The organism is Pseudomonas sp. LB3P93 (genome assembly GCF_054898025.1).
Window position 1 is genome coordinate 4,821,374 of sequence record NZ_CM142713.1, and the last position, 17,148, is coordinate 4,838,521.

Annotated in this window: 16 protein-coding genes; 6 read left to right on the forward strand and 10 right to left on the reverse strand. The window is 61.2% G+C overall.

Translation table 11 applies throughout. The annotated features are described in order from the left end of the window. Positions 1-40 precede the first annotated feature (40 nt). The 3 genes from ACYZT8_RS21900 (at position 41) to xopAW (ending at position 2,833) form a co-directional block, all read left to right on the forward strand. Positions 41-799, forward strand: coding sequence for a response regulator (locus ACYZT8_RS21900; protein ID WP_090186861.1), 759 nt, complete (start codon positions 41-43; stop codon positions 797-799). Continuing rightward, on the forward strand, positions 799-1,848 hold the full coding sequence (locus ACYZT8_RS21905; protein WP_461975864.1) for a sensor histidine kinase: 1,050 nt from the start codon (positions 799-801) through the stop codon (positions 1,846-1,848). The genes ACYZT8_RS21900 and ACYZT8_RS21905 overlap by 1 nt, the downstream gene beginning before the upstream one ends. Positions 1,849-1,990: 142 nt before the next feature. Further along, complete coding sequence (gene xopAW, locus ACYZT8_RS21910) at positions 1,991-2,833, forward strand: XopAW family type III secretion system calcium-binding effector (RefSeq protein ID WP_461975866.1); 843 nt, start codon at positions 1,991-1,993, stop codon at positions 2,831-2,833. A gap of 123 nt (positions 2,834-2,956) precedes the next feature. Here the strand turns inward: xopAW and ACYZT8_RS21915 are convergent, their stop codons facing one another. The 10 genes from ACYZT8_RS21915 to ACYZT8_RS21960 all read right to left on the reverse strand — a co-directional run bounded on the left by ACYZT8_RS21915 (position 2,957) and on the right by ACYZT8_RS21960 (position 11,753). Beyond that, entirely contained in the window at positions 2,957-4,012 is a 1,056-nt protein-coding gene (locus ACYZT8_RS21915) for an AI-2E family transporter (RefSeq protein ID WP_461975868.1), read from the reverse strand. 68 nt (positions 4,013-4,080) lie between these two features. Continuing rightward, on the reverse strand, positions 4,081-4,887 hold the full coding sequence (locus ACYZT8_RS21920) for a DUF4892 domain-containing protein (RefSeq protein ID WP_461975870.1): 807 nt from the start codon (positions 4,885-4,887) through the stop codon (positions 4,081-4,083). An 8-nt stretch (positions 4,888-4,895) separates the two neighbouring features. Beyond that, the gene (locus ACYZT8_RS21925; RefSeq protein WP_461975872.1) at positions 4,896-5,555 is read right to left on the reverse strand and encodes a glutathione S-transferase family protein; all 660 of its coding nucleotides are present in this window, start codon (positions 5,553-5,555) and stop codon (positions 4,896-4,898) included. 50 nt (positions 5,556-5,605) lie between these two features. Beyond that, positions 5,606-6,460 (reverse strand): alpha/beta hydrolase, encoded by an 855-nt coding sequence (locus tag ACYZT8_RS21930; protein WP_461975874.1) that lies wholly within the window; start codon positions 6,458-6,460, stop codon positions 5,606-5,608. Then, positions 6,457-7,263, reverse strand: a complete 807-nt coding sequence (locus tag ACYZT8_RS21935) for an alpha/beta fold hydrolase (protein ID WP_461975876.1) — start codon at positions 7,261-7,263, stop codon at positions 6,457-6,459. Before ACYZT8_RS21935 ends, ACYZT8_RS21930 begins: the two co-directional genes overlap by 4 nt. A gap of 295 nt (positions 7,264-7,558) precedes the next feature. After that, complete coding sequence (locus tag ACYZT8_RS21940; RefSeq protein ID WP_461975878.1) at positions 7,559-8,002, reverse strand: hotdog fold thioesterase; 444 nt, start codon at positions 8,000-8,002, stop codon at positions 7,559-7,561. 32 nt (positions 8,003-8,034) lie between these two features. Beyond that, positions 8,035-9,702 carry an AMP-binding protein gene (locus ACYZT8_RS21945; protein ID WP_461975880.1) on the reverse strand — a complete coding sequence of 556 codons (1,668 nt, stop codon included), beginning with the start codon at positions 9,700-9,702 and terminating at the stop codon, positions 8,035-8,037. Between the two features lie 208 nt (positions 9,703-9,910). Then, the gene (gene sixA, locus ACYZT8_RS21950; protein ID WP_461975882.1) at positions 9,911-10,363 is read right to left on the reverse strand and encodes a phosphohistidine phosphatase SixA; all 453 of its coding nucleotides are present in this window, start codon (positions 10,361-10,363) and stop codon (positions 9,911-9,913) included. Beyond that, positions 10,360-10,704: a DUF4389 domain-containing protein gene (locus tag ACYZT8_RS21955; protein ID WP_109633920.1), complete on the reverse strand. Its 345-nt coding sequence runs from the start codon at positions 10,702-10,704 to the stop codon at positions 10,360-10,362. The genes sixA and ACYZT8_RS21955 overlap by 4 nt, the downstream gene beginning before the upstream one ends. Before the next feature lie 23 nt (positions 10,705-10,727). Further along, positions 10,728-11,753, reverse strand: coding sequence for an NAD(P)H-dependent glycerol-3-phosphate dehydrogenase (locus tag ACYZT8_RS21960; RefSeq protein ID WP_403106015.1), 1,026 nt, complete (start codon positions 11,751-11,753; stop codon positions 10,728-10,730). Between the two features lie 196 nt (positions 11,754-11,949). On the opposite strand from ACYZT8_RS21960, the gene ACYZT8_RS21965 reads away from it, so the two are divergent. The 3 genes from ACYZT8_RS21965 to ACYZT8_RS21975 are packed head-to-tail and all read left to right on the forward strand — an operon-like array spanning position 11,950 to position 16,904. Further along, positions 11,950-14,073, forward strand: coding sequence for a TonB-dependent receptor plug domain-containing protein (locus tag ACYZT8_RS21965; RefSeq protein WP_461975885.1), 2,124 nt, complete (start codon positions 11,950-11,952; stop codon positions 14,071-14,073). Continuing rightward, entirely contained in the window at positions 14,074-15,006 is a 933-nt protein-coding gene (locus tag ACYZT8_RS21970; protein ID WP_461975886.1) for an ABC transporter substrate-binding protein, read from the forward strand. Continuing rightward, a complete protein-coding gene (locus ACYZT8_RS21975) occupies positions 15,003-16,904 on the forward strand; it encodes an ATP-binding protein (RefSeq protein WP_461975888.1) in 1,902 nt (633 codons plus the stop codon). The genes ACYZT8_RS21970 and ACYZT8_RS21975 overlap by 4 nt, the downstream gene beginning before the upstream one ends. Positions 16,905-17,148: the final 244 nt, after the last annotated feature.

Below are 17,148 nucleotides of genomic sequence, written 5' to 3' on the forward strand. Positions count from 1 at the left end.
TCTTTGTGGTTGGCAGCCTACCTGGCAGATGAACGCACGCATGCACAGCACCCCAGCACCTCTGAACGACGATCAAAAAGCGCCCGGTGACGACAAACGCTGGAGCATTCGCGCCCTGATCGTCGACGATGACGTCCCGATCCGCGAACTGATGATCGACTACCTAGCCCGGTTCAACATTCACGCCAGCGGCGTCACCGACGGCGCTGCCATGCGCCTGGCGCTGCAAGCGGAGCATTTCGACGTGGTGGTGCTCGACCTGATGCTGCCCGGCGAAGACGGTTTGTCGCTGTGCCGCTGGCTGCGCGCCGAATCGGACATTCCAATCCTGATGCTCACCGCGCGCTGCGAACCCACCGACCGGATCATCGGCCTGGAACTGGGTGCCGATGACTACATGGCCAAGCCTTTCGAGCCACGGGAACTGGTCGCACGGATTCAGACGATTCTGCGCCGGGTGCGCGACGACCGCACTGAACAGCGTGCGAATATTCGCTTCGACAACTGGCGCCTGAACAGCGTGCTGCGCCAATTGATCGCCGCCGACGGCCTGGTGGTGCCACTGTCCAACGCCGAATTCCGCCTGCTTTGGGTGTTCATCGAACGTCCGCGTCGGGTGCTCAGCCGTGAACAATTGCTGGACGCTGCTCGCGGCCGTTCGATTGAGGCGTTTGATCGCAGCATCGACTTGCTGGTCTCGCGCCTGCGCCAGAAGCTCGGCGATGACCCGAAGGCCCCCCAGTTGATCAAGACCGTTCGCGGTGAGGGTTATCTGTTCGACGCCAGAGACATCGGCTGATGCGGGCGCGCTTCGATACGCTGTTCGGCCGCCTGTTTGGCGTGCTGCTGCTGGCGATCATCCTCGCGCACCTGTTGGCGTTTGCCTGGTTTCACCATTACGGCCCACCGCCGCCTCCACCGCCGCCGGCGTTTTCCGAAGGCATGGACAGGCAGCGCCCGCCGATGGACCCGCGATTTGAAAACCGGCCACCGCGGCCGTGGTTCGGCGGTCCCTTGGTGCCGCTGACGTTCCAGTTTGTGTCGCTGATCATCGCCGCCTGGTACGGCGCCAAACTGCTCAGCCGGCCAATCCAGCGGTTAAGCGACGCCGCCGAACGCTTGAGCGAAAACCTCGACAGCGCGCCACTGGATGAGTCCGGCCCACGGGAAGCACGGCAAGCGGCCTACACCTTCAATTTGATGCAGAAACGAATTATCGAGCAGGTGCAGCAGCGCTCGCGGATGCTCGGCGCGGTGTCCCACGACCTGCGCACGCCGCTCTCTCGCCTCAAGTTGCGGCTGGAACAGATTGAAGACGACAAGCTGCAGGGCCAGATGCGTCAGGATCTGGACGATATGATCAGCATGCTCGACGCCACCCTCACCTACTTGCACGAACAGCGCACCAGCGAGGCCGGGCAATGGATGGATGTGCAAGCGTTGGTGGAATCCTTGAGCGAAAACGCCCAGGACCAGGGCGCCGACGTCCAGGCCAGCGGCCACTGCACGCCGCTGCAAGTACAGCCGATGGCCTTGCGCTCATGCATCAATAACCTGCTGGACAATGCCCTGCGCTATGCGGGGCAGGCGCTGATCACCCTCGAAGACAACCGCGAGCAACTGGTGATCCGCGTCATCGACCACGGCCCGGGGATTGCGGCGGACAAACGTGAAGCGGTGTTCGAGCCGTTCTTTCGACTGGAAGGTTCGCGTAATCGCAACTCTGGGGGGGTCGGCCTCGGCATGACCATCGCTCGCGAGGCGGCGGAACGGCTGGGTGGGCAATTGAGCCTGGAAGAAACACCCGGCGGCGGTCTGACTGCCGTCATCTGCCTGCCCCGCACCTGAGCCACACTCCTACAGGGTCGGGGTCTGGCCTGAGACTTGTGTATACCACTCGGTACAAACCTCACACACCCACGACACCTTGCCACTTGACGCTGCATAAGCCGGTGCACCCGCCGGTTTTCCATTCCAGGGAGTGAGCCCAATGATTGGTAGCGTCAGCAATTACACGAGCTATACCAGCACCAGCAGCACCACAACCAACAGCGCCCGCAGCCAGCAATTCCAGAAAGAACTGCTCGCCAAACTCGACAGCAACAGCGACGGCGCGGTGGATCAGGACGAGCTTAAAAGCGCCTTGTCGCAGAAAACCGACGACGGTCTTCTGGTCAGCCTGAGCAAGAACTTTGGCGACCTGGACAGCGACGATAGCGGCAGCCTGAACAGCGAGGAAATGGCGGCGATGGCACCACCGCCACCGCCACCGCCGCATGACCAAGCACCGAACACCGAACTGGCCGATGCGCTGCTTGGCGCCCTGGATACCGATGGTGACGGTGCCATTAGCAGTGACGAACTGAGCACGGGCTTGACCAGCGCTGGCAGCAGTGCCGACAGCACAGAAATTTTCTCAGCCCTGGACAAGAACGAAGACGGCACCGTCAGCAAGGACGAACTCGCCGCCAGCCTCACCCCGCCGCCACCGCCGCCACAGCAGGTGTCCAGCGAAGAACTGTTCAGCCAGCTTGATACGCACAGCGATGGCAGCGTGACCGCCACCGAATTAAGCAGCGCGTTGCAGGCCAGTAACAGCACCTCATCGACCAGCACCGACACCAGCGCCGCGTTGCTCAAGGTGTTGGACAGTGACAGCAGCGGTGGAGTCAGCAGCGATGAACTGAAAGTAGCGTTGCAAGCGGGTCGCGAGAAAACCAGCGACGAGCTCAACGTCAATGAAGCGCTGAACAAGATGATCGCCAATCTGAGCAGGCAGTATTCGCTCGATAACGTGGCGACGGTAGGTAAATACCTGAACGTATCGACCTGAGTCAAAAGCTTCGCGGGCAAGCCCGCTCCCACAGGTCATATGCCGGACGCATCGTCCGTGCACGACGTCTAACCTGTGGGAGCGGGCTTGCCCGCGAAGGGGCCATCAGCCCCAACATAAAGCTTAAGGCCGGCGGTCGTCTACCCGCGCATGACTCTTGCTCCAGTCAGTCAACAGACTGTACGCAACCGCCAGCAACGTAGGCCCGATGAACAGCCCGATAAACCCAAACGCAATCAACCCGCCAAACACGCCCAGCAACACGATCACCAACGGCAAATTCCCGCCCCGGCTGATCAGGTACGGCTTAAGCACGTTGTCGACGCCGCTGATAATGAACGTGCCCCAGCACCCGAGGAACACCGCCATCCCGTACTCGCCTTTCCAGGCCAGCCACGCGGTGGCCGGAATCCACACCAGCGGTGGTCCCATCGGAATCAGACTGAGCATGAAGGTCACGATGCCAAGCACCAGCGCCCCAGGCACCCCGGCAATCAAAAACCCGATCAACGCCAGAACAGCCTGCGCCGCCGCTGTGCCGATCACTCCGTTCACCACCCGTTGCACGGTCCCGGCCACGAGTTCGATGTAGTACCCGGCACGATCACCGATCAGGCGCTCGAGCAAGCCATGGACAAATGCCGCCAGCCGCGGCCCGTCGCGATAAAAGAAGAAGACAAAGACAATGCTCAATGTCAGCTCGAGAATGCCGCCGCCAATCTGCGCACTGCGTGCCAGCAGCCAGTTGCCGACCTGCCCCAGATAAGGTTTGATCGCCACCATCATCGCCGCGCCTTGCTGATCGATGCTGTTCCAGATCACGACCAACCGCTCGCCCACCAAGGGAACGCCACCCAGCCAGGTCGGCGCTTCCGGCAAACCGTCCATCTGCACATCCTTGATGAACGCCGTGGCATCACGCACATGGTCCGCCAGGTTGAACCCGAGCCACACCAGTGGCACTGCCACCAGCAACATCCAGCCCAGGGTCAGCACCAGCGCAGCCAGGGATTCCCGGCCATTGAGCCAGCGGGTCAACAACCGCATCAGCGGCCAACTGGCGAACGCCAGCACTGCGCCCCAGAACAGCGCCGACCAGAACGGCGCCATCACCCAGAAGCTCGCGCCAAACAGCACCAGGAGCAGGATCTGCACCAACAGCCGATCGTTATTGGGCATGTAAAGTCTCGAAAGAATCAGTCAGAAAAGAATAGGCGAACGCACCGGGCGCGTCCGCCTGATAAAGCTTATCGCAACAGTTCGATGTGCAGGCCGGAGCCTTCGACGTTGCCGGCTTCCATTCGCGCTGCCCGCACGCCCTGCCCTATCAGCGCCTGGCGCCAGGCTTCGGCCTTGGCTCCGGAAACACTGACCCGCAACGTGGTGTCGAGGTTCAAGCCGCGAGAAATCAAGCGCAGCCAGGCGTCGTCGGGATCAGCGCTCAGCGTCGGGAAATCTAGTTCTCCGGTGCTTTTTAGCTCTCGCAGCAAGGTCGCCGAGGTCGGTAGCAAATCACCCAGCGGCGCAGCAGCGTCAAACTGCTCGACGTGCAGATAGGCTTTGCGATTGCCGCGAGTGATGCTGTAAAGCGCCACCAGCGTATTGTCCCGGGGCGCCGCGAGACGCAGCAGCAAGTACGCCTGTTGATCGTCGGCACCGTACAACTTGGCGTTGCCGAAGACATCATTGGCCCAGAGACTGCTTTCACCGCAATCACGCGCCTGACACCAGAACAGCAATCCGGCGCCCTGCTTCTGCAAGGCTTCACGGGCGGCGGTGAAGGCGGCGGTTGAGGAATGCTCCGGCGGCAACTCGTAGGTCACCGACGTCGCCGTACCCCGGGCGCTGACCTGACCATCGAAGCGCAACTGGCCGCTGATCTTGCGGATCGAACCCAGCGGATAAATCCGCTCGAGCTCAACGCCGGGGCGATAGTCGACGATCTGCGCGTCGGCCATACGCGGCACGATCGGCAAGTCCTGACTGCCCGGGACATCGGCGGCAAATAACAAGGGACTGAAACAACACAGCGCCAACACACTGAATGAACGCATGGATAGACTCATCGGATCAGCATGGCCTGGGCACCCTTGACGACACTGGCATCATCGATGCGCTCGGGCACCAGCAAGCCACGCTGTACCGCCGGGCGCGCTTCCATGGTTGCCATCCAGCGCTGCAAGGCCGGCAAACCTTCAACCTCGACACCGGACCACTCATGGCCGCGAACCCACGGATAGGTGGCGATGTCGGCAATGCTGTACTCGTCCGCCAGAAACTCCACGGCTTGCAGGCGCGTATCTAGCACTTCATAGAGGCGGCGGGTTTCATGTTGATAGCGGTCGATGGCGCCCTGGAGCTTTTCCGGGAAGTAGCGGAAAAACACGTTGGCCTGGCCCTGCATCGGCCCGATCCCACCCATCTGGAACATCAGCCATTGCAGGACGACAGAACGGCCCTTCGGGTCCTTGGGCATGAGTTGCCCGCTCAGTTCAGCGAGGTAAATCAGGATGGCGCCGGATTCGAACACGGCGAAATCGCCGTTGGCGCGGTCGACAATCGCCGGAATCCGGCCATTGGGATTGATCTTGAGGAAGTCCGGTGACTTCTGTTCCTTTTTGTCGAAACTCAAGGCGTGCACCGTGTAGGGCAGGCCGAGTTCCTCGAGCACGATAGAGACCTTGTGGCCATTCGGGGTCGCAGCGGTGTAGAGATCTATCATGGTTGTCTCCCATTTCAACCCGCCCAGCCTCGACAGTTGCCCGGCGCAAGTCAAGGAACGGCGAAAAACCGATTGAAACAGTCTGCGACAAGGTCGGCGCCGGGTTCATCATTCAGGTGCAAATGATGGCCGCCTGGCAGCTGTTCACGGCTAAAGGGTAGACGCTCCAGCAGTTCAGGATGTTTGGCGAGCATGCCCTCGGCGGCAACGACCAACAACGCAGGACAATTGACCCGCTGGACGAAGGCCATCGCCTGCTCGGTTGTAAGACGCAGCGGCGACGGCAGCGTGAGACGGTTGTCGGTGCGCCAGGTGTAACCGCCCGGCACCGGCATGAGTCCACGCTGTGCCAACAGTTCGGCGGCTTCACGACTGACCGCCACCAGACCTTTCATTCGTGCCTCGATGGCGCGGTCCAGTGTGCTGTAGACCGGTTTGCGTTTTTCCCGCAAATCCAGCTGCGCTTGCAGGGCCATGCCCATGCGTTCGGCGGCATTTTCGCCTTTGTCTGTAGGAGGAATGATGCCGTCGATCAACGCCAGATGCGTGACGCGCTCCGGCATCGATCCAGCGATGATCAACGAAGCGATCGCGCCCATGGAGTGTCCCATCAGTGCAAAACGCTTCAGGCCCAGCTGTTCGGCGACTTGCAGGACGTCGTGGGCGTAGTCCCACATCGCGTAACCGGCACCGGTCGGGCGATGCCCGGAGTGACCGTGACCGGCCATGTCGAGGGCGATGATGCGCAGGCCTTTGAGCTTCGGCGCCAGTCGGGCGAAGCTGTTGGCGTTGTCCAGCCAGCCGTGCAAGGCAATCACCGGCAGCCCGTCTTCAGGGCCGAACAGGTGCGCGGCCAGCTCGATGTGCGGCAGGCTCAGGCGAACTTCTTCGACGACGTGGCTCATGCGCAATCCTGCTGACGACGACCTTCCCAGCGGCTGAACAGGTTTTTCAGCAGCGTGGCGGTGTCTTGCGGACGTTCGAGGGGAAACATGTGGCCACCGGGCATGGTCAGTGATTCGCCCAGCGGCATGCGCCCCACGGAGCTTGCGTGATGACGCATCACCACCCGGCTCTTGTGCCCGCGAACCACCGCCAGCGGCACTTTCAACTGTCGTGCGCGACCTGGACTGGTGTGCGGGACACCACGGTAGATGCTGATTTCCGTGGCGGGGTCGAAACGCAGGCGCAGCTTGTCGCCGACTTTTTGCAAACCGTGTTGCAGGTAAGCGTCGAAGCACTCCGGATCAAAGCTGCGGAACAGGGTTTTACCAGCGAAATAAAGTCGCGCCGCGTCAAGGTCGGCGAACTCTTCCCGACGCCCCAGCGTGCGGCCGGCCGGGGTCAGACGGTCGATGAAACCGAAGCGCTTGGCGGCGCGGATCACCCATTGATCGGTGCGGGTCAGCACCGGCGAATCGAGCATTACCACGCCGCGATACAGCTCAGGACAACGCAACGCAGCGTGCAAATGCAGCACGCCGCCGAAGGAATGGCCGACGCCCCAGACGGGTTCCGGTTGTTGTTTGAGGTGATGGATCAGCTCATCCACCAGGTTGTGCCAATTGTCGTCCGCCGGGAAACGCGGATCGTGGGCGTGCTGTTCCAGATGCGTCACCTGATACTCGGGCGCCAGCGCCGCGAACAACTTGCCGTAGGTGCCCGAAGGAAAGCCATTGGCGTGGGCGAAAAATATCTGTTGCGACATACCGGTCGATCCATGAGCTAGAACAAGGGTTGATTGTCCGTAAGACGCGAGGCCGGGGCAATGACTGTAAGTGCCAGGAATGATGACAGTCCGGTCAGGGGAATGAGCCATTCAGTGTGCGCTGACAATACTGTGGCGAGCGAGCTTGCTCGCGTTCGGCTGCGCAGCAGCCGCAAAACCGGTCGCCGTGGGACTGGAGATCGGGGTGCACCGGTAGGGGCTGCTTCGCAGCCCAGCGGGAGCAAGCTCCCTCGCCACAGGAAATCATTGGGCCGGAAATTTTTTCCATCGACAATCAGCGGGTCGGTGGATTCTCTCCCAACGGCACCACCGCCATGGTCAACCGCGACACACAGCTGGCCTTGCCTTCATCGCTGGTCAAACGGATATCCCAGACATGGGTCGTGCGGCCAATGTGAATCGCCTTGGCCACCGCCGTCACCCGTCCGCTACGCAACCCTCGCAAATGGTTGGCGTTGATTTCCAGACCCACGCAATAGAATTTGCTGGCATCGATGCACAGGTAACTGGCCATGGAGCCGACCGTCTCGGCCAGCACCACCGAGGCGCCGCCGTGCAGCAAACCGTAAGGCTGGTGAGTGCGGTGGTCGATGACCATGCTCGCGGTCAGGGACTCTTCATCAAAGGCTTCGAAGCGAATATCCAGCACTTCGCCGATGGTGTTTTTCTGGATTGCGTTCAACTGCTCGACGTTGGGAGTGGTACGCCACAGACTCATCGTTGCTTTCCTTTGTTGGTTTTATTCGTGGCTCAATCCTGCCACAGCACCGCCTCGCTGCGCTCACTCCATTCTTCAAACCGGTCACCGTACGCCGCTTCGATCACGTTGCGCTTAATCTTCAGGGTCGGCGTCAGGAAGCCGTTTTCCACCGCCCAACTGTCCTTGACCACCACCAATCGGCGCAGGCGTTCGTGTTTGTCGAGCACACCATTGACCTCCTCCAGCAGTTTTTCCAGGCTGGAATGCAGCCCCGCCCGCGCCGTTCCGCCGGCGTCTAGTTGACCGACCGCCGACAGCACGCACAACCCCAGCGGCGCACTCAAGCCATCACCGACCACGCACACCTGTTCGATCCGCGAATGCACCGCCAGCCGATTTTCGATCGGTGCGGGGGCGACGTATTTGCCTTTGCTGGTCTTGAAAATCTCCTTCAGCCGCCCGGTCAGGCGCAGGTTGCCTACGGCATCTTCCTCGCCCTTGTCACCGGTGCGCAGGAAGCCGTCTTCGGTGATGGTTTCAGCGGTTTTCCCGGGGTCCTTGAAATAACCGAGCATGGTCGCACCGCTGCGCACCATGACTTCGCCGGAGTCGGCAATCCGCACTTCAACCTCCGGGCAGGGCTTGCCGATCCAGCCGGGTTTGTTGTCGCCGGGGCGGCCGATGTGGGAATAACCGCAGCTCTCGGTCATGCCGTAGACCTCCAGCACATCCAGCCCCAGCTTGCGGTACCACAGCAGCAAGGTCTGCGGCACGGGTGCGGCGCCGGATAACGCCACGCGCAACGCATCCAGCCCCAACCCGGCGAGTACTTTGTGCCCTACCCGTTTGCCGATAAAGGGCAGGCCGAGCAGGAAGTCGAGGCGTTTCGCCGGGATCTTGCTGTACACGCCCATCTGGAATTTGGTCCAGATCCGCGGCACGCCAAACAACGCGGTTGGCCGCGCGCGCTTCAAATCGGTGAGGAAGGTGTCGAGGCTTTCGGCAAAGAACACGGTTTGCCCGGTATAGATCGACGCCAGCTCGACGAACATCCGCTCGGCGACGTGGCACAGCGGCAGGTAAGACAACAATCGGTCCGACTCATTGAGGCCAAACAACTGGGTGCCGCGCGTGGTGGCGAACCCCAGATTGCCGAAGCTGTGCATCACGCCTTTGGGCAGCCCGGTGGTGCCGGAGGTGTAGATGATGGTCGCCAACTGATCGGCGGCGGGTTTGGGGTCATCCTGAATCGGCGAGCTGCGCTGCAAGTCGGCCCAGCTGAAATCGAAGGTGCCGGACGGATGCAAGGGCAGGCTGATGGTCGGCAGATCAGCGCTGACGCCGCGAGACATGTTCGGCCAGTCATCGAGTTTGCCGATGAACGCCAGCGCCGCTTCGGAGTGTTCGAGCACTTGCGCAACGGACTCGGCGGTGAGGTTCGGGTACAACGGTACCGAAACGTGCCCGGCCATCCAGATCGCCAGGTCGGCGATGATCCAGTGCGCACAGTTTTTCGAGATCAGAGCGATGTGGCTGCCTTGGGGCAATTCGCGGGCCCGCAGCCAGTGCGCGGCGCAGCGAGCCTGATGGCCGACGTCGGCCCAGGAAAGGGTCTCGACCTGTCCGCCGCCCGTGGGCTGGACCAGAAAGCGCTGGCGGGGATGACGGGCTTCACGCTCGTAAAAGACGTCCAGCGGCAAACGAAAAGCAGCAGACATGCGACTCGCTCCTTTATTTTTGGTCTGGAGCAAGCGTAGTCAACCAAGCGGTTGCTTGGTTGACTATTTCACTACAAAAAACAGGAACGCCCCGCACCTGTGGGAGCGTGGCTTGCCCGCGATGGCATCACCGCGGTCTAACTGATGCACCGCGGTGATGCCATCGCGGGCAAGCCACGCTCCCACAAGGGCCCGGTTCCAACAAATACTATGGGTGTTTGATGCCGTTGAGCTTCATTGCACCCGCCAGCGGCATATCGCCCTCCAGCTCAGCAAGGCCGGCGGTTTTTACTGCTTCCGGGGTCTGCACATGACCGTGCTGCAGGTAGCCCAGCAAATTGCCCACCAACGGGTTATGACTCACCAGCAGCGCGTAATCCACCGACACCAATTGCTCCGCTACCACTTGCGGGCTGTAACCGGGAGTCAGCCATTCGACGGTGCGAATGTCCGGTTGAAAGCCCAGCGCTTCACGCACCAACTGCGCGGTCTGCTGCGCCCGCAGAAACGGGCTGGCGTAGATGGCTGTGATCGGCTGGCCGATCAGTTCGGCGGCGCTACGCAGCACCTCCTCACAACCGTGTGGCGTCAGTGCCCGTTCGGAGTCTGGACGCGAGCCATAAGGCTCGGCTTCACCATGACGCAATACCCAGAGTTTCATAGTTTCGGCTCCTCATCTCGGGCCGGATGTGGCGCTGGCGGCACGGCGTGCGGCGCTTCGCCTTCCGGTGTACGCGGCGTCGGCCAGTCGGCGAACGGCCAGGGTTTCTGGTCGCTGTGGAAGGTGCCGAAACGACCGATCTGCGCCAGGAACTGGCTCAGGCTGTCGCCGAAGTTCATCAGGCTGGCGCTCGGGGCGCCATAAATCAAACGATAGATCAGTTGCACCAGCACCACCGCGCCGAGGATGAACTGCGCCACTTGCCAGACCAGCAAGAAGACGATCATCCATAACACCCGCAGCAGAATGGACTCGTAGGTGGGCTCTTTCGGATCGTTCATGTGCATCTCCCTGGAAAGCGTGATCAGTTGAAACCGCTGGTGGAAATGAAGTCGACATCGGTTTTGGGTTCGCCGCGCATCAACAGTTCAATCACTTGATTCAAAGTGCGCCCTTCGAACAGGATCGCGTGCAACCCGGCGACCAGCGGCATATAGACGCCCACTTCCTGCGCCTTGGCCTTGAGCACCTTCAGCGTGTTCACGCCTTCGGCGACTTCGCCCAGACGCGTGACCGCATCTTCCAGGCTCAACCCCTGGCCGAGGGCAAACCCGACCTGGTAGTTGCGGCTTTTCGGCGACGAGCACGTGACGATCAAGTCGCCCACGCCCGCCAGCCCCAGGAATGTCATCGGGTTGGCGCCCTGATTCACCGCAAAACGGGTCATTTCCGCCAACGCGCGAGTGATCAGCATGCTCTTGGTGTTTTCGCCCATGCCCAGCGCCACCGCCATGCCGGCGATGATCGCGTACACATTTTTCAGCGCCCCGCCCAACTCCACGCCGAAACGGTCGGCGCTGGCGTACACGCGGAAGGTGCGGCCATGCAGCGCTTCCTGGACCCGTTGGCAGAGTTCTTCGTCTTCGCTGGCGACCACGGTGGCAGTCAGCGCGTGTTCGGCGATTTCACGGGCCAGGTTCGGCCCGGACAGCACGCCGATACGCGCTTGCGGGGCGATTTCTTCGAGGATCTCGCTCATCAGCTTGAACGTGTGGGCTTCGATGCCTTTGGTCAGGCTCACCAGCAGTTTGCCGCTCAACCGCTCGGCGTGCGGGACCAGTACCGAGCGCAACGCGCTGGACGGCAGCGCGACGAAGCACAGGTCGCAGGCGTCCAGGGTCGCTTGCAGGTCGGTCACCGGTTCTACCGCCGGAAGAATCTTGATGCCTTTGAGGTAACGCGGGTTCTCGCGATTGACCCGAATGGACTCGGCCTGTTCGGGGTCACGCATCCACTGTCGGACCTGATGCCCGTTCTCGGCCAACAGATTAGCCACGGCGGTACCAAAACTTCCGCCTCCCAGGACCGCAATTGGGCGCTGTTCAGTCATATGCAATCCGTTAATCCATACCAATGGCGATGTCGGCATTATACGGAGCGTCCCCGTGGCGGCCAGCCCCCGTGTCAATTACCCGCACTTGTAGGAAGAAGACCAATAAATCCTAGGAAAATGCCGGCATCGTGAATGGAAAAGTCGATCAGCTCGGTTAACATGCGCGCCAACTAATCGTTATCAAGGACGTTTCGTGTCGTTTGGCTCTCCTTCACCTCGCTCGCCGCTGGTTCTGGCACTGATTTTCAGCTCGCCATTGCTCGCCGACGACCTGTTTCTCGACAACGAACCGCTGCCGCAAGTGCTCACGGCCACCCGCCTGAAGCAGTCGCCGGCCGCCGTCCCGGGAAGCATGACGGTGATCGACAGCGAACTGATCAACGCCAGCGGCGCGCGGGACATCAGCGAATTGCTGCGGCTGGTGCCGGGCATGATGGTCGGCAACATCAGCGGCAACCAGGCCGCGGTGAACTACCACGGCACCAACGCCACCGAAGCGCGGCGCATGCAGGTGCTGATCGACGGCCGTTCGGTGTACCGCGCCGGCCTGGCCACGGTGGACTGGAGTGATATTCCGGTGGCCATGGAAGACGTCGAACGCATCGAGGTTTTCCGTGGCCCCAACACCGTCAGCTACGGGGCCAATGCGCTGATGGCGGTGGTCAACATCATCACCCGCAACCCGGCCGACAGCCACGGCACGCGGATGAAAGTCACCCGTGGCCAGCGCGGCATCAACGACTTTTATGCCAGCCAGGGCCTGGGTTGGGACGGCGGCGACCTGCGCCTCTCGCTGTCCGGCCAGCAGGACGACGGCTTCGACACCAACCGCAACGGTGCCGATTATCGCGACAGCCGCCGCTTGAACCGTTTCAACCTTGCCGTCAGCCAGACGCTGAGTGAAAACCAGAGCATCGATTGGCAGTTGAACGCCAAGGACGGAACCAACCAGCGGCCTTATACTTACCGCCCGGTGTTCTCCGGGATTACCGCTGCCGGTAACAATTCCGACGTCATGGCCAAGGACTACGCCGGCTCGTTGCGCTGGAACCTGGACATCAATCCTGATCACAGCCTCTATATCCAGGGCTCGGCCCAGCACTGGGACCGTCAGCAGACCTGGCGCGCCTGTGATGCCGAGGTTTCGTTCAGCCCGGAACTGACCGAACTCTGGCAGCTCAACCCGAACTACACCGAACGCCTGGCGCGCAACATCGAGCGCTTTACCGGTCCTGGCGCACCGGCCGGCACAGCAGCGGAACGTGCGCTGGGGAATCAAGTGCTGGCGCAATGGCGCAACGGCGCCCGGCAAACACTGTGTGGCGACATCGACCAAAGTGCTCGGGAGTCGCGTTACGACCTCGAACTGCAAGACACCCTCAGCCTGTCCGACAGTCTGCGACTGGTCAGCGGCATGAACTATCGTTACGACCGGGCAGATTCCGAGACCTACTTCAATGGCACGCTCGACGACACCACCTGGCGGGCATTCGGCCAACTCGAGTGGCGCGCCACCGAGCACTGGTTGCTGCAGGGCGGAGCCATGTTCGAAGACACGCAATTGACCGGCAGCTCGCTGACCCCGCGAGTAGCGGTCAATTACCTGATCAACCCGCGTCACGGCCTGCGTGCGGTGTATTCGGAAGCGATTCGCTCACCGGACATGTTCGAAAACAACGTCAACTGGAGTTATCAAGTAACGAACTTGCGACCCAGTGCCTACGGCCAAACCAGCGCCCGGTATTTCGTCAAGACCCGCGGCCCCGGCGACCTCGAACAGGAACGCATGCGCTCGCGCGAGCTGGGCTATAACGGTTACTTCGCAGAGCTCGGTCTGACGGTCGATGTGAAGCTGTTCTACGACGAAATCAGCGGCATGATCAGCGAACCGCTGCGCAACAATCAGTACATCGCCAGCAATTCCAACAGCTCACGGTTCAAGGGCACGGAAACCCAACTGGACTGGCGCCTGAGCAGCGCCGATCGCCTGCGCCTGACGTACGCCTACGTCGACGCCGAGGCGAGCAATCCGCAGGATGAGCTGTTCACTGCGCGCAACAGCGGTTCCGCCGGTTGGCTGCGCAATTGGGGCCACGGCTGGAACAGCGCCCTCTTCTATTATGGTGACGACGCCCTCAACGGCTACCGCTTCGAACGCGTCGACACGCGTATCGCCAAACGCATCGGCCTGGGCAAGGCCAGCCTGGAACTCGCCGGCGTGCTCCAGCAACGTCTGGACAATCAACCGACCACTTTCGTCGATAACAACTACGACGAGCGTCGGGTGCTCTACTTCAGCGCGGAGCTGACGTTTTAAATGCTGCATCGCCTGTCGCGGAAGTCGCCAACCCTTGGCCGCCTGCTGGCAGGGTTGTGTCTAGTGTTTGGTGGTCTGCTCGGCAGCCTGCCGATTCAGGCCGCCGACATTCTGCTGACCGGTGCCGAAGACAGCCCCGGCGTGCAATCCTTTGTGCAGGCGCTGAGCGGCATGCGCCCTGCCGACAGCGTGCGCTTCCAGGCACTGGACAGCTTGCCGAGACCGGGCAAACTACCCGCCGATACCCGTTTGATCCTGCTCGATCTGCCGAGCCTCGACTGGCGCCTGCAAGAGACACAAGGTCCGCCGACGCTGGTGCTGCGCATCAGTCGCCTGCAAGCCCATCAACGTTTCGGCGCTGACTTTGCGTCGCACCTCAGCCTGCTCTGGAGCGATCCGCCGCTGGATCGGCAATTGCGCCTGACCCGTCTCATCCTGCCCGAGGCCCGACGCATTGGCGTGCTGTACGACAGTCACAGCGAATTCCTGCTCAAGGAATTGCGTCTGTCGGCGCAAGCGTTGGGCCTTGAAGTGATCGCCGAGCGATGGGACAACACCAACGACAGCCGCCCCTTACAGGATTTGCTGAGGAACTGCGACGTGCTGCTGGGCCTCGATGATGCCGATTTGTACAACCCGAAAACCGCAAAAAACCTGCTCTTGAGCAGCTACTCGCGGCAACTTGCGCTGGTCGGCCCGAACGCCGCGTTCGTCAAGGCCGGTAGCCTGGCCAGCACCTACAGCGATCAGAACGATTGGCTGGAAGTGCTCGACGAATTGCTCGATCGCCCGCCCACAGACTGGCCGCGTGCGTTGTATCCGCAACACTTCAAAGTGTTAAGTAACCCGCAGGTGGCTCGTTCATTGGGTATTGAACAGGTGACTGAAGCATTTGTCGCAGCACAGTTGGCCGAAGGAGAAAGCCGCCCATGACCTTCCGTCGCGGTTGGGACATCAATACCCGCACGCAGATCATCAGCCTCGGCCCCGCCCTGTTGCTGACGTTGCTGCTGATCAGCTTCTTCACCTTCGTGCGCATTCAGGACTTGCGTCAGGAGCTCAACCACACCGGTCAGCTGATCGCCAACCAACTGGCGCCCGCCACGGAATACGGGGTGATTTCGGGCAACAACGAGGTGCTCGACAGTTTGCTCAAGGCCACGCTGGCCACCCCGAACGTGCGCTTTCTGGAAGTCCAGGACAGCGCCAACCGGATTCTGGTGTACGTCGAGCAACCGTCGGAAACCCACACCCGCTCGCACCAGGTCGAAGTGTTCCAGGCGCCGGTGCGGCTGCAACGGATCGCGCTGAACAACGATTTTTTCCAGGGCAGCAAAGCCGCCAGCACGGCCCCGACCGAGGATTATCTGGGCCGGGTGATCGTCGGCTTGTCCAATGACGCCTTCAGCCAGCGCCAGCAGGAAATCCTGTTCAAGGCCGGGATTCTCGCCTTGTTCGCCCTGCTGTTTACGTTTCTGGTGGCCCGGCGCCTGGCCGGCAGCCTGTCGCAGCCGATCCGCGACATCGGGAACGCCGTGAAGGCGATCCAGGAAGGCGACTACAAGACGCCGCTGCCGATCGTCGATGACACCGAGTTGGGTGCGTTGTCGCAACACATCAACAACCTCGCGCAGGGCCTCGAGCAGGCCAGCCGTGAGCAACATCAAGCCATGGCGCAATTGATCCAGACCCGCGAAGAAGCGGAAAAGGCCAACAACGCCAAGTCCGACTTCCTGGCGATGATGAGCCACGAATTGCGTACGCCGATGAATGGCGTGCTGGGCATGCTGCAACTGCTGGAAACCACCGACATGACCGAGGAGCAGATCGAGTACGCGGCGCTCGCTTCGGAGTCCACCGAACACTTGCTCAAAGTCATCAACGACATTCTCGACTTCTCGCGCATCGAGCGTTCGGAACTGGAGCTTGAACACATTCCGTTCAGCCTCGCGGACCTGATCAGCAGCTGCGCCCAATCGTTCCAGCACAGCGCGGTGCAACGCGGGCTCGATCTGGCCCTGGCGATTCCCGAAGACATGCGCGCGTTGCAGGTTCAGGGCGACCCGACGCGAATCCGGCAGATTCTGGTCAACCTGGTGGGCAATGCGCTGAAGTTCACCGAACAAGGCCGTGTCAGCATCGAACCGCAATGGCAGTCACTGGATCACGAATTGCTGTGGTTCACCTGCACCGTGCGCGACAGTGGGATTGGCATCTCGGCCGAAAGCCTGGAATTGATGTTCAACGCGTTCCAGCAGGCCGACAGTTCTATTTCAAGGCGTTACGGCGGCACCGGACTGGGGCTGCCGATTGCGCGCACGCTGGCCGAACGGATGGGCGGCACTTTGCGGGCGCAAAGCGAAGAAGGTCGGGGCTCGGTGTTCACCCTCGAAATTCCGCTGGCGCTCTATAAGCAGTCGTTGCCGGAATTGAAACCACGAACACAGGCCGGCGAAGGCCATGGCGAAGGACGCAATGTGCTGCTGGTGGAGGACAATCCGGTCAACCAGACGGTCATCGAGGCAATGTTGCGCAGCCTGGGCTTTACTGTCAGCGTTGCGACCGATGGCGCGCAAGCGGTGCGAAGTGCCGAGAGCCTGATTTTCGAAGCGATTCTGATGGATTGCCGACTGCCGATCATCGATGGCTACGAAGCGACCCGCCAGATCCGCCAGTTGCCCGGCTGCGCAGACTTGCCGATCATCGCCCTGACCGCCAATGCCTTGCAGGGCGACCGTGAAGCGTGTTTATCGGCTGGAATGAACGATTACCTGGCCAAGCCCTTCAAACGCACTGATCTGCAGCAGATTCTGCAGCGCTGGGTGCAGTAGTGCAGGCCTTTCGACCATCTGCGACTGGCGTGAAAGGCGAAAGTGCGGCAGTCTTAGGCACCCGAACAGGCCCGAAAAGGGGCTTGAATAATAATTTCAGTGCACAAGTGTACATTCATGTCCTTGGTGCTGTGACTTTCACCACAACGCAATAGTCTATGAGTAGGCTGCTGACTTGAAGCATGAACGCTTCGGTCGGCCGGGAAGATTTGCCCCACCCTGCCGCATGGGACTATTGAGGAGC